Origin of the sequence: Streptococcus cristatus (assembly GCF_003943515.1) — a bacterium.
Lineage (GTDB): Bacteria > Bacillota > Bacilli > Lactobacillales > Streptococcaceae > Streptococcus > Streptococcus cristatus_D.
The window spans coordinates 113792-135702 of sequence record NZ_RJPT01000001.1 but is presented as its reverse complement, the minus strand read 5'-3'; the positions used below and the strand labels follow the sequence as shown (position 1 = coordinate 135702).

Sequence of the window (21911 nt, the reverse complement as noted above, 5' to 3'; positions counted from 1 at the left end):
CACTCGCTTCTCTCTCTTTTCTATTCTTCGTAAAGAAACTAGCTGTGGCCAAGCCATGATAAATTCTCCAACTGGCTGGCTTCCTAATTTCTAAGTCCGGGCTAAAAAGGTCTTCCAGACCTTTTTACTCCTCCATAAAGCTGTTGAAGACTTCTTCAATCATATCCCACTCTGCATCAGAGTCTTCTGGAATTGGTTCCAATTCGCCTTCTGTGCCGTCTTCATTTTCAGTAAATGAGTAAGCTTGGATTTCAACTTCGCCGTTCTCATCTTCTTCAGCATTTACTGGTACCAAAAGTACGTAATTTTTTCCAAACTCTTCCTTACCATCAATGGTCAGAAGAATTTCAAATAGATTCTCGTTCCCTTGCTCATCTACCAAGGTAATCAATTCAGGCTGTGCCTGTTCGTGGTCATGGTTATGATCGTGTGCCATAATTGTTTCCTCAATTCTTTCTAAAAGTTTCTATCTAAATAATTTTGTAAAATTAGCTGAGCCGCCAATTTATCAATCACTTTTTTGCGCTTGCTGCGGCTGACATCTGCCTGTTCAATCAGCATGCGCTCAGCAGCCACTGTCGTCAGACGCTCGTCCTGATACTCGACCGGAATTTGGAAAAGCTGGGCAATCTTCTCACCATAAGCCTTACTCGCTTCCACTCGTGGACCGCTGGTATTGTTCATATTTTTAGGGAGGCCAAGCACAAACTTGTCCACCTTATATTGCTCGACAAGCTCCGTCAAACGCTCAAAACCGAACTGCTCTTTCTCTTCATCAATCTGAATGATTTCAAGCCCCTGAGCGGTGAAGCCAAGTGGATCGCTAATTGCAACGCCTACTGTTTTCGAGCCGACATCTAGTCCCATAATTCTCATCAGAGGTCAATGCCTTGCCCTTTCAAATAATAACGCACCAGTTCTTCTACGATTTCATCGCGTTCATATTTACGAATCTGATTTCGAGCATTATTATAACGAGGCACATAAGCGGGATCTCCACTCAGCACGTAACCTACGATTTGATTGATTGGATTATAGCCCTTATCATTGAGTGACTTGTAGACATCGGTCAAAGTCTCGCTAATTTCTTTTTTGTTTGAATCATCAAGATTAAAACGTACAGTTTCGTCTGTAAATCCCACAATTACACCCTCTTTCTCTAAGAATACCATCATTATAGCATAATTACAGCAGTTTCACAAACTTAATCCATGTAAATTTTCTACTTTTTCGACATTTTTTCAACTATTTACCGCTCCTTCCCATCAAAAAACTAGCCCTTTTTCAAAGACTAGTTTTCATCAAAAATATTAGGACGGATTGCTAATTTCCTTGCCCCCTTCATCCTGGAAGGATTTGATAAATTCTTCTGGAGTCTGAGACTTCATTTGGCTAAAAATTGGCCCATAGGTCGGTACTTTAGAAGCCGCATCATAATCAAGATTTGTCGGATCAATAATAAAATCAATATCAACAGTGCCTTTTTCAGTCACTTTAACATTCACTTGAATACCTTTTACTTGTTCAAGTTTATCCACTCCTGAACTTTGCTTGAAGCTCTTGCTCACCTCTTCTTGCAGAGAGGACAAGTCTTGACCAGCTAAGGCAGACTTAGCTTCTTCTGGTAAATTTTGTGAAATAGCAATATTCACCTTTTCATACTTCTTGCCCGCGTAGGTAACTGTCAAGGTCATCGTTTGATCGAGCCCTTGTACCTTTTGATTTAACTGATAAGACTTGGTAACCGATTTATCTTTTACCTTGCTTTGAACAGACTGATTGCTACCAGCTTTTCCACTATGTGATTGTTGTCCACAAGCTGTCAACACCGCCAAGCTAGCCATTAAAAGTACTACTGATTTTTTCATTTCTTTCTCCTTTTTGGTTTTCTATGATTGACAAGAAGCTTCCTTACTGTTGCTCCTCAGCCCCGTTTATCAATAAATTATTGATATATTCTTCAGGTTGCATCTTTGTCATTTCTTTTAGATTGCTATTTTTAAAATAATTTAAAGTGAGTGCCTTTTCAATATCCAAATTGTCAAAATCGTAAGTTGATGTGATTTTCAGTTCATTTTCATTAAGAATCTGAACGGTTCCAGTGAAACCAGCAACAGTTTTTGCTTGAGTATAGTCCGTATCCTTTTGCATTGATTCATCCAAAAGTCGCTGAGTCTCCTCCAGCCCCACTTCTTTAATCGCATTTTTGATACTATCATCCGTTGGAGTAATTCTCTCCATAATCACCTTGATAAAGCGTTTCCCTTGATAAGTAATAATTTGACTAGATTGAATTCCTTGCTCATCTTTGGGGAAAACTAGTTTCTTGGTGATAACTTCCTGCTTTTCAGCCTGACTGATAATGGGAAGATTAGTTGTAATTTCCTCTTTTTTCCCCTTTGGCTTGTCCGCTTTCTTATGAGCGCAGCCAGTCAATATCACAGCTGCTAAGCCAAAAATTAGTAAAAATTTCTTCACGTTCCGTCCTCCTCAGAGATATTGTATCATAGTTTAACCGCTTGTCAATCATTTTTAGGTAATGAGACAGAAAAAAGGCAACCTAAAAGGCGCCTTTCCTTATCTAATTATAGAGCTGCTCGTAAGCGAGCCTCTGTATTCTCAACATTGCGCACTGCACGAGGTAAGAAGGCACGGATATCATCTTCCTTGTAACCAACTTGGAGACGCTTGTCATCCACCAAAATCGGACTTTTCAGAATCCGCGGTGTTTCCATGATGATGTCAATGACTTCGTTTACACTCAAATCTTCAATATCAACACCGAGTCCTTTTGCATAACGGTTTTTTGAAGATACAATGCTGGCAATGCCATTTTCAGTTTTTGCTAAAATATCAAGAATTTCTTCTTTGGTAATTCCTTCCTTACCAAGGTTTTGCTCCTTGTAAGTCAATTGATGGGCGTTTAGCCAGGTCTTTGCTTTTTTGCAGCTAGTACAACTTGAAACCGTATAAATTGTGATCATGCAAGTACTCCTTTCGCTACACGATACTACTATCGTAGTATATTATACCACAAAAACCATCGGTCTTGCGACCTATTTTGAAAAATTATTCCTCAATATCAAAGGCATCGTCTAGATCAAGAGTCACTTCTTCTAATTTTTCAAGAGGAGCCTCAGCCTTACCCTTCACTGCTTCTGCTGGCTCATCTTCCTCAATCAAGCCGTAACGTACACGGACTTGACGGTCGATTTCATCAAAGACTTCTGGATGATCAGCCAAATATTTCTTCGCATTTTCAGATCCTTGACCGATTTTTTCATCATTGTAAGAGTACCAAGCACCCGCTTTTTTGATGATATCCAAGTCAGTCGCAATCTTAATCAGCTCGCCTGTCTTAGAAATACCTTCTCCGTACATGATTTCCACAAAGGCTTCCTTGAATGGTGGAGCCACCTTGTTTTTAACGACCTTGATTTTAGTTTCCTTACCGACATTTGTATCTTTCGCATCGCCCGTACCCTTGATTTGGGTATTGCCACGGACATCCAGACGAACAGATGCGTAGAACTTCAAAGCACGTCCACCTGGTGTTGTTTCAGGATTTCCAAACATAACACCAACTTTTTCACGAAGTTGGTTGATAAAGATGGCAATCGTCTTAGTTTTGTTGATAGAAGCAGACAGTTTGCGCATGGCCTGACTCATCATCCGAGCCTGCAAACCAACGTGGCTGTCACCGATATCGCCATCGATTTCTGCACGAGGTACAAGAGCCGCAACTGAGTCGACAACGACCAAATCAACGGCACCAGAGTCAATCAATTTTCCTGCAATTTCAAGACCTTGCTCCCCTGAGTCTGGTTGTGACAGCAGCAACTCATCAATGTTTACACCCAGAGCTGCAGCGTATGACGGATCCAAAGCGTGCTCTGCATCGATAAAGGCTGCGATGCCGCCTTCTTTTTGAGCTTGAGCAACTGCATGAAGGGCAACGGTTGTCTTACCAGAAGACTCTGGACCATAAATCTCAATAATCCGCCCCTTAGGATAACCACCCGCACCGAGGGCGATATCCAAAGCCAGAGAGCCTGAACTCATGACTTGAACCTTTTGCTCCGCTCGCTCGCCCAAGCGCATAATAGCTCCCTTACCGAAATCTTTTTCAATATTCTTAAGAGCGTTATCCAAAGCTTTTTGGCGTTCATCTCCAAATTTCTTTGTGATTTCATCCAAATTTTTCTGTTTTTTTGCCATTTATTTCTCCTATTTTTTCTAAAATATCTTTTGGCCATCTTTTTATTATACCAAAAATCAGTTCTTTAATAAAGTTTTTCGTACGAGGTTGAAGGCATGCATAACAGCAATCTTTCGCACATCACGACGGCTGCGTCCAGCAATATTTACCTTAATGGTTTCCGTTCCTGATTCACTCGCTAAGCCGATAAAAACCGTTCCAGCTGGATGACCTTCCAGTGAATCTGGTCCAGCCACACCTGTCAGACTGACAGCCAAGTCACTCTGAGTCAGCTTTCTAGCCTGCTCTGCCATTTTCCCAGCCGTAAAAGCTGAAACGACACCATGCTTCTCCAGATCTCCCAACGGGATATCCAGCATCCGGCTCTTTTCTTCCATGCTGTAGGTGACAAAGCCACCTGAAAAAATAGCTGAAGCTCCAGCAAAATCAGCCAAGGTCGCTTGAAAGAGGCCAGCTGTCAAACTCTCCGCCGCCGAAATCGTCTTCCCTTGACTCTTCAGCAAGTCGAAAGCCACCTGAGCCAAGGAATTGTCATCTCCATAACCATAGAAAATCTCGGACAAAGACTGCCCCTCAAAACTCTGATACGCCAAAATAGACTTTTCCACAGCCTCAAACTTAGTATCCGCTTCTGCCTGACTCAATGCCTTGGTGGACAGTCGCAAGGTCACTTCGCCCGTCTTTGCATAAGGTGCAATGGTCGGATCGCTTTGTTGATCAATCATTTCAGCCAAAATAGTCACTAACTGACTCTCACCAATACCGAAGAAGCGGAGCACCCGTGAATACAATTTCTGGCCTGTGGATAAGAGGGGGACCAGCTCGTTATTAACCATAGGCTTGAGCTCGCTAGGCGGGCCAGGCAAGACTACATAGGTCACTCCGTCTGCTTCTAACAATCCTCCAACAGCTAAGCCGGTCGCATTTGTTAACGGCGTCGAGCCTTCGACCAGCTGAGCCTGACGCTCATTGTTAGGTGTTCGAGCATAATCTGGTCGGCTAGCAAAAAAGCAATCTAGCTTTTCCACAGCCGCTGGGTCGAAGCTCAAATCTCGACCGACAAATTTAGCCAAAGTCTGCTTGGTCAAATCGTCCTCTGTTGGTCCCAAGCCCCCTGTCAGGATAATTAAATCACTGCGCTCTTTGGCAATTTCTAGGACAGAGAGAAGACGGTTTTCATTGTCCCCCACTGCTGTCTGAAAATAGACATCAATCCCTAGACTCGCTAGCTTTTCAGATAAAAATTGGGCATTGGTATTGACAATCTGACCTGTCAGAATCTCGGTGCCCACAGCAATAATTTCTGCTTTCATAGAACCTCCTACCTTACTATTCGGAATTGGCTTTATTTTATCACAAAAAAGAGTAAAAAAGTTGATTTTCATTTCAGGAAATAAAAAGAGCTGTCAACTTGATTGACAAAGTTGTCAACATCCTGTGGATAACTTTTGAAAATCTGTTTGTTATGGAGAATAACTGGATTGTTAGGCAGATGCTATTGGCAAAGAAACTTTTTCTTTTTATAATAAACATGAAAAGGATGTAAAGAAGAAACTTATTTATTTCACTAGAAAAGAAAGGGAAGCATCATGAAAATTTCTCAAGTTCTCAAAGATATTCGTCAACAACATCAACTCACTCAGGAAGCCTTGGCTGAAAGACTCAAGGTTTCCCGCTCTGCCATTGCCCGCTGGGAAAGTGGAAAAGGAATCCCTGATATTGGCAATCTCATCGCTATCAGTCGGGAGTTTGATCTCAGTCTAGACCAGCTCATCAAGGAGGACGAGCGTTTGGAGAAAAAGGTCATCGAAGACAGCAAGGCCAAGAAATGGCATTATTTAGTCATCCTCTACCTTTTTTCCATCTTGGTTTACATTGGTGTCTTTGCTTATTTGCACCATATCTTTATGGCAGGCTTCCTCGTCTCTACTCTCTTTATGCTTTTCTATGAGCTGCGCATCTTTATCAAGGAAAAGATTTGGATGCAAAAGGAAGAGTAATAATATTCACACTGTATAGAAAAGGCTTAGACAACTATCTTGTCTAGGCCTTTTTTTCGTCATTCTTTAACTGACTTTCATAGCGGAGACGGATGGTTGGCTCTCCGCGAAGGCTAAGGCCCTCCTTTTCCCACATCAAGGTCATCCCAATTTTTTCTAAAACTCCTTGACTAGCAAGATTGGGCTTAGTCGTGTGGGCAAGAAATATTTTTACCCCCGGCATGTTCTGAGCCAATTCTTTCAAGGCTAAGGCTGCTTCAGTTGCGTAACCTTTTCTGTGATAGTCAGCATTGACAGTATAGCCTATTTCCGCCGTTTCTTGTTCCGTATCTATTCGAAGAGAGATATTGCCAATTAATTTACCTTCAGATTTCAGCTCAATACCGTAGCGCCCCAAAGGAGCACTTAAATTATATAAAACAAGACTCTCTCTGCTCTCTTCTATGCTTTGGTGCTCTGGATAATCATATTTTAATAATTCTCCATCTGAAGTATATTCATGATAATCCAACAAATCATCCATAGTCATAGGACGTAGGAGGAGACGCTCCGTCTCCAAGATACGATTCTCTGCCAAATATACTAAGGCTTTATTATCCATCCTTCACTTCCTTTCTGAATAACCTCAAAAGTTACTAGAGCACAATATCTTCTTTTTATTGACTTAGTAGTCTACTGGCTTATTGAAAAAATTGTAACCACAAAAGCAATGATATTATTGCAACAATGGAGGGCAATTGGATACCAGATATTTTTGTCCTTTCTCAGATACAGGAGCGAGAGAAGAAGTCCTCCGCCAAGATAGGAAATTACTGTCACCCACTCTGACAAGTCCCAGCTGTGCATATGAAGGGTGGCAAATAGAAAGGTGGTTAACACAATACCTAGCCAGTTAGAGAATTTTGCCAAGAAAGTGCCTAGGAAAAAGCGACGGAAGAAAAACTCTTCAACAATTGGCCCGATAAAGCAACCGATCACCAAGATTAGAAAGGGGTTTTTCAACAAGGCACCTTGAATACTAGCATCATTCTGCCCCTGCAATGGCAAGCCCAGACTCTGTTTAATCAGAACTGAAAGCTGGTTGCAGGCAATGGACAGGAGGAAAACAAAGAACATATACAAGGAGATCGTTTTTAGAAATTCCTTCTTCTTGGTCAGAATCAAGGCCAGCTGCTCCTTTAATTCTTCCCGATAAGCTAAGATTCCCAAGATAAATAAAAGGAAATAAACTGGGTAAATCAACCAATTTATCCCAATCAACTGCAAGCCTCTAGCTAGGAATAAGATCGTATAGAGGGTGATAAAAATGAGGAGAAATTTTCTTGTTTTCATTGTTCTACTTCCAATCACAATTATTTTCATGGTCATTGATAAGGCCAGCTGCTTCTAGAAATGAATATACACAAACAGGACCGACAAATTTGAAGCCTTGCTTTTTCAGCGCCTTGGACATGGTTTCTGACAGCTCTGTCTTAGTCGGAGCTTCCTTGTAGTTCGTAATTTGATTGTCAATCGTTTTGAAGTCTACAAAAGACCAGATATAGTCATTAAAAGAGCCAAACTGCTTTTGAACAGCCAAAAAAGCTTGGGCATTATCCCTAGTCGCATAGATTTTCATCTTATTGCGGACGATATTAGGATTATCCAAAAGAGCATCCAAGTCTGCATCCGTCATTTGGGCAATTTTCTGGGCATCATAGAAATGAAAAGCTTCTCGGAAGGCTTGGCGTTTATTCAGAATGGTCTCCCAAGAAAGTCCAGCCTGATAGGTCTCCATGCAGAGCAATTCAAATAATTTCTGATCATCATGGAGGGGCTTGCCCCACTCCTCATCATGATAGGCTACATACAAGGGGTTGTTCATTTTTACCCAGCCACAACGTTTGGTCATATCTTCCTCCTATTTCACCAACATCTTAAGAGCGGACTTGATATAGTTTTCTGCTGTATCCGTCGTTCCTTCAAAGAATTTCTTGATTTTATTGAGCTCAGCAGCTTTGTAGCCCAAAGCCAGCATGGCTTCCATGGCTTCTTCCAGCTCCTGATTATCCGCAGTCTGGACGGGCGCCTTGCTTTCTGCTAGGCTGCCTGCCGCCACTACCTTGCCTTCCAAGTCTAACACCATCTGCTGGGCTGTCTTCTTGCCAATCTTAGGAAACTTGGTCAGGTAGGTGATATTTTTCTGCTCAATGGCTTGCACTAAGCCAGCATTATCATCAGCCGCAATGATGGCTAAGGCAGACACTGGGCCAATACCTGAGACTGAAATCAAGTTGAGAAAGAGCTGCTTCTCCTCCTCGGTCGCAAAGCCGTATAAAAGCTCCGCGTCTTCTCTCACCACTTGGTGAACATAGAGCTTGGCTTCCTGATGGAGATGACTTGAGTAAGCATAAGGATTGGCCACATGAAGAATATAGCCGATAGAGTTGACTTCCAATACAATGTATTTGGCTGTAATTTTGCTGATGATTCCTTTAAAATATTCGTACATAATCTTCCTTCTTTTTGTATCATTTTGCCTATCTAGTATATCATATTTTCTACCGGAAAACTGCAAACTCAAGTGCAACCAGCGGTTGACAAAATGTACAGGAAGCTGTATTCTCAAGATAAATAAAAGCTGTTAGGATAGAGTTAGCAAAGAAAAGGAGGCTGCAATCATGAAACTCGCTGATAAATTATTTGAACTAAGAAAAGAAAAAGGCTGGTCACAAGAAAAACTGGCTGAACAGATCAATGTCTCTCGCCAAAGCATTTCCAAGTGGGAGTCTGGTCAAGCGCTACCAGAACTCGAAAAAATTGTAGAACTGAGCAAGATTTTCCAGGTTACGACAGATTATCTGCTTTTAGGAGACAGTGACAAGCCAGAAATAAAACCCGTCCTCTCAGAAGACGAAAAAGATCACTACTATAAGGAAGTAAAATCTTATGGCTTCTGGCAGGTTCTATATATTTTTGTATCAGCTCTGGCTATCTTTCTCTTTTTCGCAGGTTCTAGCTTTCCAGCAAAATTCACTGCGCTGGTCTGGTTAACCTTTTTCCTCTTAATCGCATCAGCAATGGCTATTAACAAGGCGCTAAAAATCAAGAAAAAGTATCTGGACAAGGTGATTGGCCTTGATGATTCTAAGGAAGAAGGTGCTCAAGATGAAACTAAAAACTGACAATCTCATACCTGTCAAAACTCGTCTGAAAGAACTCTTTGGCGACTGGCTCTTCATCTCAGGCTATCTCATTGCTCTTTTTTTACTAGCTATGGGCTTTTATAATCTGGTTCTAAAAGGTATTCCTGCATTCACTGAAGCCCAGAGCCAACTTCTGGCTTTTTCTACCTCAGTCCTGCCTCTAACTATTATCTTTGGTTGGCTAGACTATAGAAAAGGAAGTTTTGGCAAGCGTTGGGCAGGTTTACAGTTGGTTTACAAGCATAGGAGCCTTGCCCACAGCCTTTTGCGCTCTGCTATCAAGTTTTTCCCTTGGCAGCTGGGACATATGGGAGCTATCCGTAGTGCTTATCAAGCAGATACCCTGTCAATTTTCTTGTCAACTTCAGCAGGGATTCTCTTCTTGATCTTTCTGCTGATGGGATTGCTTCGCAAGGACAAACGCCATCCAGCTGATTTGATAGCTGGAACGCAAGTTCAGCTCAAAAATTCAAAACAGCTCTAGTTCTATGACTAGGGCTGTTTGATTTTCTATAAGGTTTAGTATTTCCCCAACTCCCGCAGGCTAGTATGATTTTCCTGAATGCGACGGAACATTTTTTCCATATCCGACTTGGTAAAGTTGACCAAGACCGGCCGGCCGTGTGGACAGTTGTAAGGATTGTCACACTGGGACAGCTGAAAGAGCAAGTCACGCGCAGAGTAGTCATCCAGACTATGATTGGCCTTGATGGAGCGTTTGCAACTCATCATAATGGCTAGCTCTGCTCGATATTTCTTGATAGAAACTTCCTTGGTCAGGAGAAGCATATCACACATCTCATAGATGCCGACCTCAATCTCCTCTTCCTTGAACCAAATGGGATGCTCACGGAGGATAAACTGGTTGGCTCCATACTCTTCTAAAAAGATGCCAGCATCTTCTAACAGCTCCATCCGCTGCTTGATACGCAACATATCGTCCGCTGGAAATTCAAAGATATAGGGCACCAAGAGCTGCTGCTGGCTATTGTCCACATCCCCAATCTTCTCCCGATAATACTCATACTTGACCCGCTCTTGGGCAGCATGCTGGTCAATAATGTAAAGACCGCCCTTGCCCTGAGCAAAGAGATAGGTGCCATGCATCTGGCCGAAATATTCTAACTCTGGGAAGCTTGATTTCTCTTCCTGTTCTAACTTATCCACAGCCCGCTCCAGACTGGCCTGGTCTAGCTCTGGATGGTCCAGTTGGTCATAGCTGGCAGGCTTTCTCTCTGCGAATTTGACCGAAGTCGGTTGTGGTTCTGCTTTTTCATCTGTCGCTTCATGAACAGACTTTGCTGACTCTTCAAAGGATAGCTGTTGCTCGGCCACCTGTGGCTTGAGGAAGAAGTCATTCTGCTCCTTATCGTAATAGAGGCGATTTTCCTTCAGCGGAAGACTGGTCTGTTCGGGCTTAGTCGCACGCTTAACAGTCGATTTGGCTAGATTTTCCAAAGCATCTGGGATAAGGTCCTGCTCCTTGAGACTAGTCGCAATGGCTTGCGAAATCAAGGCCATGAGTTCGCGTTCTTTAGAGATCCTCACCTCTTGCTTGGTCGGATGGACATTGACATCGGCCAGATAGGGGTCAATCTGAATATTGATGACCGCTAGTGGAAAGCGGCCGACCATAAGCTTGCTGCCGTAGCCGTCCAAAATAGCACGATTAAGTAGGAAATTCTTGATATAGCGGCCGTTGATGAGAATCGTAATATAATTCCGATTGGCGCGAGTCAGCTCAGGCAGGCTGACATAGCCGCTGACTTCAAAATCCAAATCCGAAGCAGAGATTTCCACCATTTTCTTAGCTGTTGCCAAACCATAGATTCCTGCAATAGCCTGACGCAGATTGCCACTGCCGGCAGTCCGTGTCATTTCGCGTCCGTCGCTGACAAGGGTGAAAGCCACCTCTGGATGGGCTAGACTAAGCCGATTAATCACATCAACGATATGGGACAGCTCAGCCTGCTGGCTCTTCATATACTTGAGCCGGGCCGGAGTATTGAAGAAGAGATCTTCTATCTTGATTTTCGTTCCCACCGGACTGCTGGTAGGCACATGCTCTTCAATCTCGCCACCCTGAGCAACCAGCAAAGTTCCGTGCTGGCCGGCTTCCGTCGCTGTCTCAATAGTAAAACGTGAGACAGAAGCAATGGAAGGAATAGCCTCGCCCCGAAAACCCAGTGTCCGAATCCGAAAGAGATCCGCCTGCTTCTTGATTTTACTAGTAGCATGGCGTCGAAGAGCCAGAGGGACATCTTCGTGGTCTATACCCTCACCATTATCCGTTACCTGGATAGTCTTGAGTCCGGCCTCCTCGATTTCGATGGTAATCTGACTTGCACCCGCATCAATTGAATTTTCCACTAGCTCCTTGACCACGCTGCTAGGTCGCTCAATGACTTCACCGGCCGCAATCTGATTGGCTAGAATTTCTGGAAGTTCGATAATTTTTGACATCTTTTTCTCCGTATTTGTTCTGCTATCTATTATAACACATTGGGCTCTTTCTAGCAGAGGGCAACCTTGTCTTGACCATTCTGTCCGCCAGCCAAACCATATAGACACAAATAGCTGCCACATAGACAAAAGGGCTTGTTTTCGCTGCCAAGTTGCGGTTTAATAAAGGTGAAAGGAGGAAATTATGAAAGTTAAGCTAAGAATCGATTCTCAAGTCGCCGAAGACTCCGTCAGCATTGAGGCTCGCCTCATGACAGAAAGCATTCAGGAATTGGTCCACTTTGCTCAACATCTAGGCAAAGAGGACAAGATTCATGTCAAGAAAGAGGACGAAATCTATCTGCTGGATGCTAAGGAAATTCACCGACTCTATACAGAAAATCGTCAGGTTCGGGTCCGAACGGCAAAAGACAGCTATCGAGCTCAACAAGCTCTTTATCAATTGCTGCAGGTCCTGCCGAACTATTTCCTGCAGATTTCTCAGTCGGAGATTATCAACAGCCGGCAAATCAGCCACCTCAAGCTGACTCCAAATGGTATGATTCAAATATTTCTGAAAAACGGTGATCAGACTTACTCGTCCCGCCGCTATCTCAAATCCATTAAAGAAAGGTTGCAATTATGAAAACTCGTCTTAAAGAACTCTTTTTCGGAGGGATTGGAGGGATTTTCATCGGTCTCTTCTTCTCCATGATTGTTTCTTATTTTTACAGTCCAGCTTATCTACCGCTTCACCCTGACTCGCCTATTGGTCACTTCTTTTTGAGCCAGCATGTCCATGTTTCCCTCATCATGCTCTACTGCATGCTTGTCTGGTTTATCATGGGAGCTATTTTCAGATGGAGTGGAAGCTTCTTTCAAAGAGATTGGAGCATCCTGCGCTCCGTCGTTAGCCACTATGGCGTGATGATTCTAACCTTTGCACTTTTAGCAAATCTAGCTGGATTTTTCCCAAGAGAAAAAATACTCAGTCTGACACTGGCTGCCGTTGGGGAATTCACCCTCATTTATCTGATTATTTCAGGAATCATCTACTACCGCACCTACCGCAACATTCAAAAAATTAATAGCGGCTTGTCTAGCAAATCGTGAAAAATAAAAAGAGAGTGGGACAGAAATCGGTAATTCGTTAGAATTCGATTTCGTCGTCCCACCTCCGCACAGTTGAGTAGGGCTGTAAAAGCTGATGAAATCAGCGTAGTAGAGCCCACTCAACCACTGCGTCTTGCTCGACAATCCAAAGACAATTGAGAGGCTAGGACTTTTGTCCCAGCCTCTTTGTTTTTACAGCTTTTTCTTGAGCTCGGCTACCGCCGCCATGACTTCCAAGGGGGTCATATTGTAGATGTCCAAGTCTCGGAGTTCAGTCAGGACTGGATTTTCCGGCCCTTCTGCAAAAAGAGACATCTGCTCCGCCACTTGCGACCGTGTTTGTCTAGATTCAACAGGAAGCTCTGAGTCAAGGCCTGTATCCTGACTTTCCAAATGACTCAAAATGCTATCCGCCCGCTCCAGTAATTTCTCAGGAAGTCCGGCAATCTTCGCCACATGGATTCCGTAGGACTTGTCAGCCGGACCCGGCTCAATCTTATGCAGAAAAGTCACCTGCCCGTCCTTCTCCAAGGTTGCCACATGGACATTTTCCAAATGCTCCAAACTTTCCTCTAAGGCTGTCAGCTCATGATAGTGGGTGGCAAAGAGGGTTTTGGCTCCAGTATAGTGATGAATATGCTCGATAATGGCCTGAGCCAGCGCCATCCCATCGTAAGTAGCCGTCCCACGGCCCAGCTCATCAAAGAGGATGAGCGAACGCTCGCTGGCTTGCCGAATGGCCCGATTGGCCTCCATCATCTCCACCATAAAGGTGGACTGGCCGGACACCAAATCATCTGCTGCACCGATGCGCGTGAAAATCGCGTCGAATAGTGGCAGACTGGCAGACTGAGCTGGCACATAGGATCCCATCTGTGCCATGATGACGATGATCGCCAGCTGGCGCATATAGGTCGATTTTCCGCTCATATTAGGCCCGGTAATCAGCTGGATGTCCGTTCCCTGGTCCAGCAGAATACTATTTGGAATGTAGCTTTGGGCACCCATCACCTTTTCCACAACAGGATGGCGGCCTTTTTCAATCTGTAGACGGCGCTCCGCAGTAAAGACAGGGCGCACCAAATGCAGTTGTTCTGCCACCGCAGCAAAACTCTGCAGGACATCCACAGCTGCTAGTGTTTGTGCCAAGGCCTGCAAGCGCTGGATGTATTTGCCAACTTCCTCGCGAATCCGCATGAAAATCTCGTATTCCAGATTAGCAGATTTTTCACGCGCCTCCAACATCTCTCCCTCAATCCGAGCCAGCTCTTCCGTTCCGAAACGCTCTGAATTTTTCAGGGTCGCCTTGCGGAAGAAATGACTGGGAACATGAGCCAGCTGGGAATTGGTCACGTGGAAATAGTAACCATCTTTTTTGTTGTAATCAATCTTTAGATTGCTGATGCCGCTGTTAGCACGTTCTTTAACTTCCAGCTCCGCAATCCATCCGGTCCCCTCCCTCAGCACAAGCCGATACTGATCCAAGGTCTCATCAAAACCAGTCCGAATAATATTGCCCTCGGTGATGATATGAGGTGCATCCGGCGAAATGGCCGAGCTAATCAAGCCTGCCAACTCTGGAATAGGATCCAAGCCCTCAATCAAACGAGCTAGATGCGGACTGCCGATTCCTTGCAAGATAGCCTTAATCTGAGGCACATTGCCCAATGTTGCTGCCAGCTGCAGCAGATCCTTAGGATTGGTCTTGCCAAAAGAAACTCGACTAGCCAGCCGCTCGATATCATAGACTCCCTTGAGGCTCTCCGTCAAATCACTCCGCTCAAAGAAATGATCCAGAAAAATCTCAACGACATCCTGTCGCTGGCTAATTCGCGCTTCATCAATCAGCGGACGCTGGATCCAAGAGCGCAGCATGCGGCCACCCATGGCCGTCTTAGTCTCGTCCATCAGCCAATAAAGACTGCCGTGCTTCTTGCCCGAACGAGCATTTTCTGTCAAATCCAGACTCGCCTTGGTGGCATAATCCATTTGCAGAAAATCCTTGATTTCATAATGCTGGGCCTTCTTCAAATGACTGAGCTCCCTCATCTGGGTCCGGTGCACATACTCCAGCAATTTCCCTGCTGCCTGACGTTCCATAGGAGACAGCTCCTCGCCCAGCAGCTGGACATCGTCCAAGGCCGTCTGTACATAGGACAGTAAAAGATTCATCTGTCCAGCCAACACCTGCTCCTCAGCTTCTGGCAAGGTATAGCCCAGCACCACTTCCCTAGCCTTCAAATTGCGAATTTCCCCGCAGACTAGGCTAAAGTCCTCTAAACTAGTCACCTGAAACTCACCGGTCACCAAGTCCATATAAGCCAGACCATAGAGGCCCTCTGAATAATCCAGAGCCACCAGAAAGTTATTAGCAGAGTCCGGCTTAGTAGAGTCCACCACCGTCCCCGGTGTGATAACCTGAACGACCTCCCGTTTAACAACACCCTTGGCTTCCTTGGGATCTTCCATCTGCTCCGCAATCGCCACCTTATAGCCTGACTCGACCAAAACATCAATATACTGCTGAGCCGAATGATAGGGAACTCCAGCCATGGGAATGGGATTTTCTGCATTTTTATTGCGACTGGTGAGAGAAATCTCTAAAATCTGGGCGGCATTGACCGCATCATCATAAAACAACTCATAGAAATCCCCCATCCGAAAGAGCAAGAAAGCATCTGGATAGTCCTTCTTGATATCCAAATACTGCTGCATGCCTGGCGATAACTTTTCTACTGCCATCTCTATCCTTTCTAAAAACAAACGAGGTCAGGACTTGCGTCTCAAACCTCTCCATCAATCCTAAGCTTTTGGCTATTCCATACCTTCTTTGACACTCATCTCGATTTCTCTAGCCGCTTCCTGATCCCGGCAAATCACGAGCAAGGTATTGGCCCCTGCAACGGTTCCTAAAATACGACTATCCAGAGAACCATCTACCACATTTGCCAAGACCGTCGCTTCGCCCAGTCCTGTACGGAAAACCAGCGTAAACTCCGCTCTAGAAACAGCCTGAACATGACTGGCCAAAAATCCAGCTAGGTCCAACTCCTCTGCTTCATGAGCCAGCACATAGTAGACTTGCCCGTCTTTCTTCAGCTTGGTCAAACCAATCTCTCTTAGGTCCCGCGAGAGGGTTGTTTGGGTCACAAATATCCCCTCATCTTCCAGTCTTTTTTGAATATCCTTTTGTGTTCCTAACTTTTCTTCCTTGATCATCCATTTAATAAGCTGATGACGCTCGCTTTTTCTCATACTCGACCTCATTGACTGAATATTTATACTTTCAATTATATCAAAAAATCTATCTTATACCAAAAAAATTGAAGATTCCTCATAAAATATGATAGAATAGTAACAAAAGACCCAAAGGAGCAAATATGGATAATAAACAATTAATCGCTAGCGAGTTGGCCAAAGTTATTGACAGCTTGGACCAAAGCGCTATCTTTAACCTACTAGAGCAACCGAAAAGTTCAGATCTTGGAGACATTGCCTTCCCAGCTTTCTCACTTGCAAAAGTAGAACGCAAGGCTCCTCAAGCTATCGCTACGGATATTGCTGAAAAGATCGACCCAAGTCACTTTGAGAAAGTTGTCGCAACTGGACCTTATGTCAACTTCTTCCTCAACAAAGCTAAAATCTCTGATCAAGTTATCAAAGAAGTCATCAAGGAAGGCGCTGACTATGGTCAACAGAACGAAGGTCAGGGCGGAAATATCACAATTGACCTTTCCAGTCCTAACATTGCAAAACCTTTCTCTGTCGGACACTTGCGTTCAACCGTTATTGGAGATGCCTTGTCCAATATCTTCCGCAAGATGGGCTACAATACCATCAAGATCAACCACTTAGGTGACTGGGGCAAGCAATTTGGCCTCCTCATGGTTGCCTACAAGAAATGGGGCAACAAGGAAGCCGTTGAAGCTAACCCAATCGATGAACTCTTGCAACTCTACGTTCGCATCAATGCCGAAATCGAAAACGACCCAGCCTTGGATGAAGAAGGTCGCCTTTGGTTCAAGAAACTGGAAGATGGCGATCCAGAAGCAACAGAACTCTGGCAATGGTTCCGTGACGAAAGTCTCGTTGAATTTAACCGCATCTATGAATTGCTCGGCGTTGAATTTGATAGCTTAAATGGTGAAGCCTTCTACAATGACAAGATGGACGAAGCCGTTAAAATTTTGGAAGACAAGGGTCTCCTGAAAGAATCAAAAGGCGCTAGCATTGTGGACTTGGACGATGTCAACCTGCCACCAGCTATGATTAAAAAATCAGACGGTGCTACGCTGTACATCACCCGTGATATTGCCACTGCTATGTACCGTGCACGCACTTACAACTTCGTCAAGAACGTTTATGTCGTTGGTCAAGAGCAATCCAACCACTTCCGTCAGCTCAAGGCTGTCCTTAAGAAGATGGGATTTGACTGGAGCGATGACATGATCCACGTGGACTTTGGTCTGGTTACAAAGAATCGCCAAAAACTTTCAACACGTAAAGGAAACATCATCCTTCTGGAACCAACTCTGCAAGAAGCGATCAGCCGTGCAAAAGCTCAAATTGAAGAGAAAAATCCAAATCTGGAAAACAAAGAAGCTGTTGCCCACGCAGTTGGTGTCGGTGCCGTTAAATTCTACGACCTTAAGACTGACCGCCGCAATGGTTATGACTTTGATTTGGAAGCGATGGTTTCCTTTGAAGGTGAAACTGGACCGTATGTACAATATGCCTATGCACGTATCCAGTCTATCCTGCGCAAAGCAGACTTCAAGCCAAGTCTTGACGCTAACTACAATCTCAACGATGCTGAAAGCTGGGAAATTATCAAACTGATCCAAGACTTCGCTCGCGTGGTTAAACGTGCATCTGATAACTTTGAGCCATCTCTGATTGCCAAATACTCGATCAGCCTAGCTCAAGCCTTCAATAAATACTATGCTCACACTCGCATCTTGGATGAAACTCCGGAACGTGACAGCCGTCTAGCTCTCAGCTACACCACTGCTGTTGTGCTGAAGGAAGCTCTCCGCATGCTTGGTGTAGAAGCACCAGAAAAAATGTAACCCTACACAAACCTTCCAGTTTTGGGAGGTTTTCTTAGGAAGAGATATTTTATGAATGAAACTGCTTATATTTTAGTTGCCCTTAGCTTGGTCATTCTCTTTTTGTACAACAAAAGAGAAAAGGTAAAGTTGCAGATTTTGCTGCAGCAGGAACTCCTAAAAAGTGATCATTTTCGACAAGAACTCCAAGAAAAAATTGCCACTAGTGAAAACCAAAATGACCTTATAGCTTACGTTAACAAAAACTATCGTTTAGGAATTTTATATTCAAAAGAGCTGGTCGAAACTATCACCGGCAAGCAAACAAGTCAAGAATAGAAACAAAAGCCGCTCGGTCAAAAATATTGATCGAACGGCTTTTTTCTTATGCTTTTATTCCGTACAATTCCTCGATAATGCCAGCTACTTTTTTAATATCGCCTAACATACCACGCATTTCAAAATCAGCTAAAACCGGGAAGCCAAAACGTTGGCTGTATTGCTTAGCAGTCAGGCAGTACTGATTATTAAAGTTACGGTTGCCACTTCCGATAACTCCCAAACACTTGCTAGCATTTTGCCCATAGGCAATAAAATCGGCTACATCCGTCGTGAGAATTTCGACATCGCCATTATCCACACCATTACCACCTTCCAGATAGGTCGGTAGAAAAGTGATGAAGGGATTGGCCATTTCAAAGAACGGATGCCCCTCTTTCACTAAGTCTTTGATGTGAATTTTCTCAATATCTAAACTCGGATGCTGCTCTAATAAATAGTCGCTCAAACGACGGACAAAACTCTCTGTATTGCCGCTCAAGCTGATATAGACTAAGGAAACTTTCATATTTGCTCCATTCTAAAAAATAACATTTATCTGCCCATCTAGATTATCAGCAGTAAATGTTATTTGCTAAATCTTAATCTTCTTCAGCCACTTCTACAGTATCAGCTTCCTTTTGCTGCTTGATCAGCTTAAAGATAACAATGGAAAGGAAGATAAGACTAACAACAACAGAGAAGCCAATAGTAAAGTTCAGGCCTAGTATCTGAGATGAGAGTAAGGATGGATCTGAAAAAGAAGACGTTGCAATCCCTTTTGCTACCACATAACCATACGCTGTTCCAATCAGACCAATAAGAACGTTCGCGATGTAAATAAGATTGGCTTTGAAAATATCTTTCTTAAAAACGAAGAACCAAGCTGCAATCAAAAGAAGCAAGCCAACATAAAAGAAAATATTATTTATTAGCGAACCTGACAGTTCAGCGCTCTTACTAAAGTAAGTTGCATACTGAGATTTTGCTGGCTCATTAACCCCTTTTAGCAAGGTTTCCACGGCATCATTTGAAGAGGAGAACTTCGAAATAAGCCCCCACAAAGTGCCTACTGTTTCTAACCCCAGTAAGACATAGAGATAAATTGGTTTCTTTTTCATAACAACCTCCTGTAAAGAAATACTTTTTCTTATTATACACCCAAAAGAAAAGACTGACAAGAGACAAGGTCTGCTACGATTTTAAAAGCTCTATCTACCAGAAAAGCTTATCCTCCAAGGTTACTTACTCGAGTCTTCTAACAAGAGAAAAGCCAAGACAGGACTGTCTAGGCTTTTTAAGTTATTCAATTTATTAGTTATCCAAATGCCATACTTCGTCATTGTATTGTTGGATTGTACGATCTGCTGAGAAGAAGCCAGCTTTTGCAATGTTAACGATCACTTTATCCAACCATGCATCACGGTCTTCGTAGTCAGCAAGCATTTGCTCTTTGACTTTGATGTAGTCTTCCAAATCAAGAAGCGTCATGAACCAGTCTTTGTTGATCAATTCATTGTAAAGACGTTCCAAGCGTTCTTTCTTACCTACTGCAAGAACAGCATCGCTGATGATAAAGTCAACCAACGGTTTGATAGCTGGACGAGCGTAAAATTCGCTTGATTTGTAGGCTGCTTTTGCGTAAAGGTCGATAACTGTTTCTGAATCTTCACCAAAGATGTAGATGTTGTCTTTGCCAACCAACTCAGCGATTTCCACGTTAGCACCGTCCATAGTACCAAGTGTCAAAGCACCGTTGAGCATGAATTTCATGTTACCAGTACCTGAAGCTTCTTTAGAAGCAAGTGAAATTTGCTCAGAAATATCACCAGCTGCAATCAAGAAGCTTGATGCTGTAACGTTATAGTTCTCAACCATAACCACTTGCAAGTGTGGTGCCACTGCTGGGTCATTCGCGATGATTTCTGACAAGCAAAGGATCAAGTGAATGATGTCTTGGGCAATTGTGTAAGCAGGCGCTGCCTTACCACCAAAGAAGACAGTGATTGGGCGAGCAGGAATGTTACCAGCCTTGATGTCCAAGTATTTGTGGATCACATACAAAGCGTTCATTTGTTGGCGTTTGTACTCGTGTAGACGCTTGATTTGGATATCAAAGATAGAATCTGGATTGATTTCCACACCTTGAGCTTCCTTCAAGTGACGAGCCAATTTACGCTTATTGTGAGACTTAATGCCTTCCAACTTTTCTTTCACTTCTTGCTTACCAGCAAAGTCAAGTAGGCCTTCCAACTTAGCAGCATCATGGTGCCAGTCGCGACCAAGAAGTTCATCTAAGTAGCTAGACAAACGTGGGTTAGCGTGCATAAGCCAACGACGGAATGTAATACCGTTTGTCTTGTTGTTGAATTTCTCTGGATAAATATCGTAGAAAGCTTTCAACTCAGAGTTCTTCAAGATTTCAGTGTGGAGTGCTGCAACCCCGTTAACGCTGTATCCATAGTGGATATCCATGTGTGCCATGTGAACACGGCCGCTCTCGTCAATGATTTGAACAGCTGGATCTTTGTATTCTGCTTTGACACGACGATCCAATTCTTTGATGATTGGTACCAAGTGAGGAACCACTTCTTGCAAGAATTCAAGAGGCCATTTTTCAAGGGCTTCAGCAAGGATAGTGTGGTTTGTGTAGGCAGTCATGCTACGAACGATTGAGATCGCTTCATCAAGCTCGATACCACGCGCAGTCAAGAGACGGATCAATTCAGGAATAACCAGTGATGGGTGAGTGTCGTTGATTTGTACAACTGCATAGTCTGCAAGGTCATGCAAGTTGCTTCCTTTTTCGATCGCTTCGTCGATGATCAATTGTGCACCGTTTGAAACCATGAAGTATTGTTGGAAAATACGGAGCAATTCACCTTGCTTGTCGCTATCATCTGGATAAAGGAAAAGAGTCAAGTTGTGAGCGATATCTGTCTTGTCAAATTCGATTCCCTCTTTGATGATGGAAGAATCAACTGAATCCAAGTCAAACAAACGCAAACGGTTTTTAGTAGCTGTCTTGTAACCAGGAACATCAATATCGTAAAGAGTTGATGTCAAGGTGAAGTGTGCAAATGGCACTTGGTAGCTACGGCTTGAGCGAACCAACCAGTTTTGCTCAGTCAACCAGAAATTTGGAATAGTTGTTTGTTCATTGTTTTTAAGGACTTGTTGGAAAAGACCAAAGTGGTAGTTTAGTCCAACACCGTCACCATTAAGACCCAAGGTTGCGATAGAGTCCAAGAAGCAGGCTGCCAAACGGCCCAAACCACCATTACCAAGAGATGGTTCCAATTCTACTTCTTCAACTTCGATCAAGTCTTTACCGGCAGTGGCAAGTTCTTTTTTCACATCGTCATAAAGACCCAAGTTAATCAAGTTGTTTGACAAGAGTTTTCCGATAAGAAACTCAGCTGAGATGTAGTAGAGCTTCTTTTTACCAGTATTGACTGGTTTTTGAGCACTAGCCAATTTTGTGTAGTTCAAGAGAGCCAAGTAAAGCTCTTCATTGCTACAATCAGCAATTTGCTTTTGATAAGTATTTTGGATATATGTTTGTAAGTTTGACATGATTTCTCCT

The 21911-nt window shown here is 43.6% G+C and carries 25 protein-coding genes; 7 read left to right on the top strand and 18 right to left on the bottom strand.

Features of this window, described 5'->3' with window-relative positions:
- Window positions 1-124: 124 nt before the first annotated feature.
- The 8 genes from D8791_RS00690 to D8791_RS00655 form a co-directional block, all read right to left on the bottom strand.
- Complete coding sequence (locus D8791_RS00690; RefSeq protein ID WP_005591498.1) at window positions 125-436, bottom strand: DUF1292 domain-containing protein; 312 nt, start codon at window positions 434-436, stop codon at window positions 125-127.
- Window positions 437-456: 20 nt separating this feature from the next.
- A complete protein-coding gene (gene ruvX, locus D8791_RS00685; protein WP_005591497.1) occupies window positions 457-876 on the bottom strand; it encodes a Holliday junction resolvase RuvX in 420 nt (139 codons plus the stop codon).
- Entirely contained in the window at window positions 876-1142 is a 267-nt protein-coding gene (locus tag D8791_RS00680; RefSeq protein WP_005592119.1) for an IreB family regulatory phosphoprotein, read from the bottom strand. Before D8791_RS00680 ends, ruvX begins: the two co-directional genes overlap by 1 nt.
- A gap of 168 nt (window positions 1143-1310) precedes the next feature.
- Window positions 1311-1868: an SP0191 family lipoprotein gene (locus tag D8791_RS00675; protein WP_125387185.1), complete on the bottom strand. Its 558-nt coding sequence runs from the start codon at window positions 1866-1868 to the stop codon at window positions 1311-1313.
- 43 nt (window positions 1869-1911) lie between these two features.
- Complete coding sequence (locus D8791_RS00670) at window positions 1912-2478, bottom strand: SP0191 family lipoprotein (RefSeq protein WP_125387184.1); 567 nt, start codon at window positions 2476-2478, stop codon at window positions 1912-1914.
- 107 nt (window positions 2479-2585) lie between these two features.
- Window positions 2586-2984, bottom strand: coding sequence for a transcriptional regulator Spx (spx, locus tag D8791_RS00665; RefSeq protein WP_005591493.1), 399 nt, complete (start codon window positions 2982-2984; stop codon window positions 2586-2588).
- 85 nt (window positions 2985-3069) lie between these two features.
- Window positions 3070-4218: a recombinase RecA gene (recA, locus tag D8791_RS00660; protein WP_125387183.1), complete on the bottom strand. Its 1149-nt coding sequence runs from the start codon at window positions 4216-4218 to the stop codon at window positions 3070-3072.
- A gap of 57 nt (window positions 4219-4275) precedes the next feature.
- Window positions 4276-5532 (bottom strand): competence/damage-inducible protein A, encoded by a 1257-nt coding sequence (locus tag D8791_RS00655; protein ID WP_185760521.1) that lies wholly within the window; start codon window positions 5530-5532, stop codon window positions 4276-4278.
- Window positions 5533-5808: 276 nt separating this feature from the next.
- On the opposite strand from D8791_RS00655, the gene relB reads away from it, so the two are divergent.
- The gene (gene relB, locus D8791_RS00645) at window positions 5809-6219 is read left to right on the top strand and encodes a type II toxin-antitoxin system RelB family anti-toxin (protein ID WP_125445925.1); all 411 of its coding nucleotides are present in this window, start codon (window positions 5809-5811) and stop codon (window positions 6217-6219) included.
- A 43-nt stretch (window positions 6220-6262) separates the two neighbouring features.
- Here relB and D8791_RS00640 read toward each other — a convergent pair whose 3' ends face one another.
- The 4 genes from D8791_RS00640 to ruvA form a co-directional block, all read right to left on the bottom strand.
- Window positions 6263-6820 (bottom strand): GNAT family N-acetyltransferase, encoded by a 558-nt coding sequence (locus tag D8791_RS00640; RefSeq protein ID WP_125445924.1) that lies wholly within the window; start codon window positions 6818-6820, stop codon window positions 6263-6265.
- Between the two features lie 71 nt (window positions 6821-6891).
- A complete protein-coding gene (locus D8791_RS00635; RefSeq protein WP_125445923.1) occupies window positions 6892-7551 on the bottom strand; it encodes a CPBP family glutamic-type intramembrane protease in 660 nt (219 codons plus the stop codon).
- Between the two features lie 4 nt (window positions 7552-7555).
- Complete coding sequence (locus D8791_RS00630; protein ID WP_125445922.1) at window positions 7556-8110, bottom strand: DNA-3-methyladenine glycosylase I; 555 nt, start codon at window positions 8108-8110, stop codon at window positions 7556-7558.
- Between the two features lie 9 nt (window positions 8111-8119).
- Window positions 8120-8710, bottom strand: coding sequence for a Holliday junction branch migration protein RuvA (ruvA, locus tag D8791_RS00625; protein WP_125445921.1), 591 nt, complete (start codon window positions 8708-8710; stop codon window positions 8120-8122).
- 169 nt (window positions 8711-8879) lie between these two features.
- Here ruvA and D8791_RS00620 point away from each other — a divergent pair, with 169 nt between their 5' ends.
- Complete coding sequence (locus tag D8791_RS00620; RefSeq protein WP_125445920.1) at window positions 8880-9383, top strand: helix-turn-helix domain-containing protein; 504 nt, start codon at window positions 8880-8882, stop codon at window positions 9381-9383.
- Window positions 9367-9888: an RDD family protein gene (locus tag D8791_RS00615; protein ID WP_185760520.1), complete on the top strand. Its 522-nt coding sequence runs from the start codon at window positions 9367-9369 to the stop codon at window positions 9886-9888. The genes D8791_RS00620 and D8791_RS00615 overlap by 17 nt, the downstream gene beginning before the upstream one ends.
- 35 nt (window positions 9889-9923) lie before the next feature.
- Here D8791_RS00615 and mutL read toward each other — a convergent pair whose 3' ends face one another.
- Window positions 9924-11867: a DNA mismatch repair endonuclease MutL gene (mutL, locus tag D8791_RS00610; RefSeq protein ID WP_125445918.1), complete on the bottom strand. Its 1944-nt coding sequence runs from the start codon at window positions 11865-11867 to the stop codon at window positions 9924-9926.
- Window positions 11868-12051: 184 nt separating this feature from the next.
- Here mutL and D8791_RS00605 point away from each other — a divergent pair, with 184 nt between their 5' ends.
- Complete coding sequence (locus D8791_RS00605; RefSeq protein ID WP_125445917.1) at window positions 12052-12492, top strand: LytTR family DNA-binding domain-containing protein; 441 nt, start codon at window positions 12052-12054, stop codon at window positions 12490-12492.
- Window positions 12489-12959: a DUF3021 domain-containing protein gene (locus D8791_RS00600; RefSeq protein ID WP_125445916.1), complete on the top strand. Its 471-nt coding sequence runs from the start codon at window positions 12489-12491 to the stop codon at window positions 12957-12959. Before D8791_RS00605 ends, D8791_RS00600 begins: the two co-directional genes overlap by 4 nt.
- Before the next feature lie 192 nt (window positions 12960-13151).
- Here the strand turns inward: D8791_RS00600 and mutS are convergent, their stop codons facing one another.
- Together mutS and argR are read right to left on the bottom strand one after the other, a co-directional pair.
- Window positions 13152-15701, bottom strand: coding sequence for a DNA mismatch repair protein MutS (mutS, locus tag D8791_RS00590; RefSeq protein ID WP_125445915.1), 2550 nt, complete (start codon window positions 15699-15701; stop codon window positions 13152-13154).
- Between the two features lie 72 nt (window positions 15702-15773).
- Window positions 15774-16214: an arginine repressor gene (gene argR, locus D8791_RS00585; protein WP_062122804.1), complete on the bottom strand. Its 441-nt coding sequence runs from the start codon at window positions 16212-16214 to the stop codon at window positions 15774-15776.
- A gap of 125 nt (window positions 16215-16339) precedes the next feature.
- Between argR and argS the strand changes: the two genes are divergently transcribed.
- Window positions 16340-18028 (top strand): arginine--tRNA ligase, encoded by a 1689-nt coding sequence (gene argS / locus D8791_RS00580; RefSeq protein ID WP_125445914.1) that lies wholly within the window; start codon window positions 16340-16342, stop codon window positions 18026-18028.
- A gap of 51 nt (window positions 18029-18079) precedes the next feature.
- On the top strand, window positions 18080-18346 hold the full coding sequence (locus tag D8791_RS00575) for a MarR family transcriptional regulator (RefSeq protein WP_125445913.1): 267 nt from the start codon (window positions 18080-18082) through the stop codon (window positions 18344-18346).
- Window positions 18347-18392: 46 nt separating this feature from the next.
- Here the strand turns inward: D8791_RS00575 and nrdI are convergent, their stop codons facing one another.
- The 3 genes from nrdI to glgP form a co-directional block, all read right to left on the bottom strand.
- Window positions 18393-18854, bottom strand: coding sequence for a class Ib ribonucleoside-diphosphate reductase assembly flavoprotein NrdI (gene nrdI / locus D8791_RS00570; RefSeq protein ID WP_125445912.1), 462 nt, complete (start codon window positions 18852-18854; stop codon window positions 18393-18395).
- Window positions 18855-18927: 73 nt separating this feature from the next.
- Window positions 18928-19446, bottom strand: a complete 519-nt coding sequence (locus D8791_RS00565) for an ABC transporter permease (RefSeq protein WP_125445911.1) — start codon at window positions 19444-19446, stop codon at window positions 18928-18930.
- Between the two features lie 193 nt (window positions 19447-19639).
- Entirely contained in the window at window positions 19640-21901 is a 2262-nt protein-coding gene (gene glgP, locus D8791_RS00560; protein ID WP_125445910.1) for a glycogen/starch/alpha-glucan family phosphorylase, read from the bottom strand.
- Between the last annotated feature and the right edge of the window lie 10 nt (window positions 21902-21911).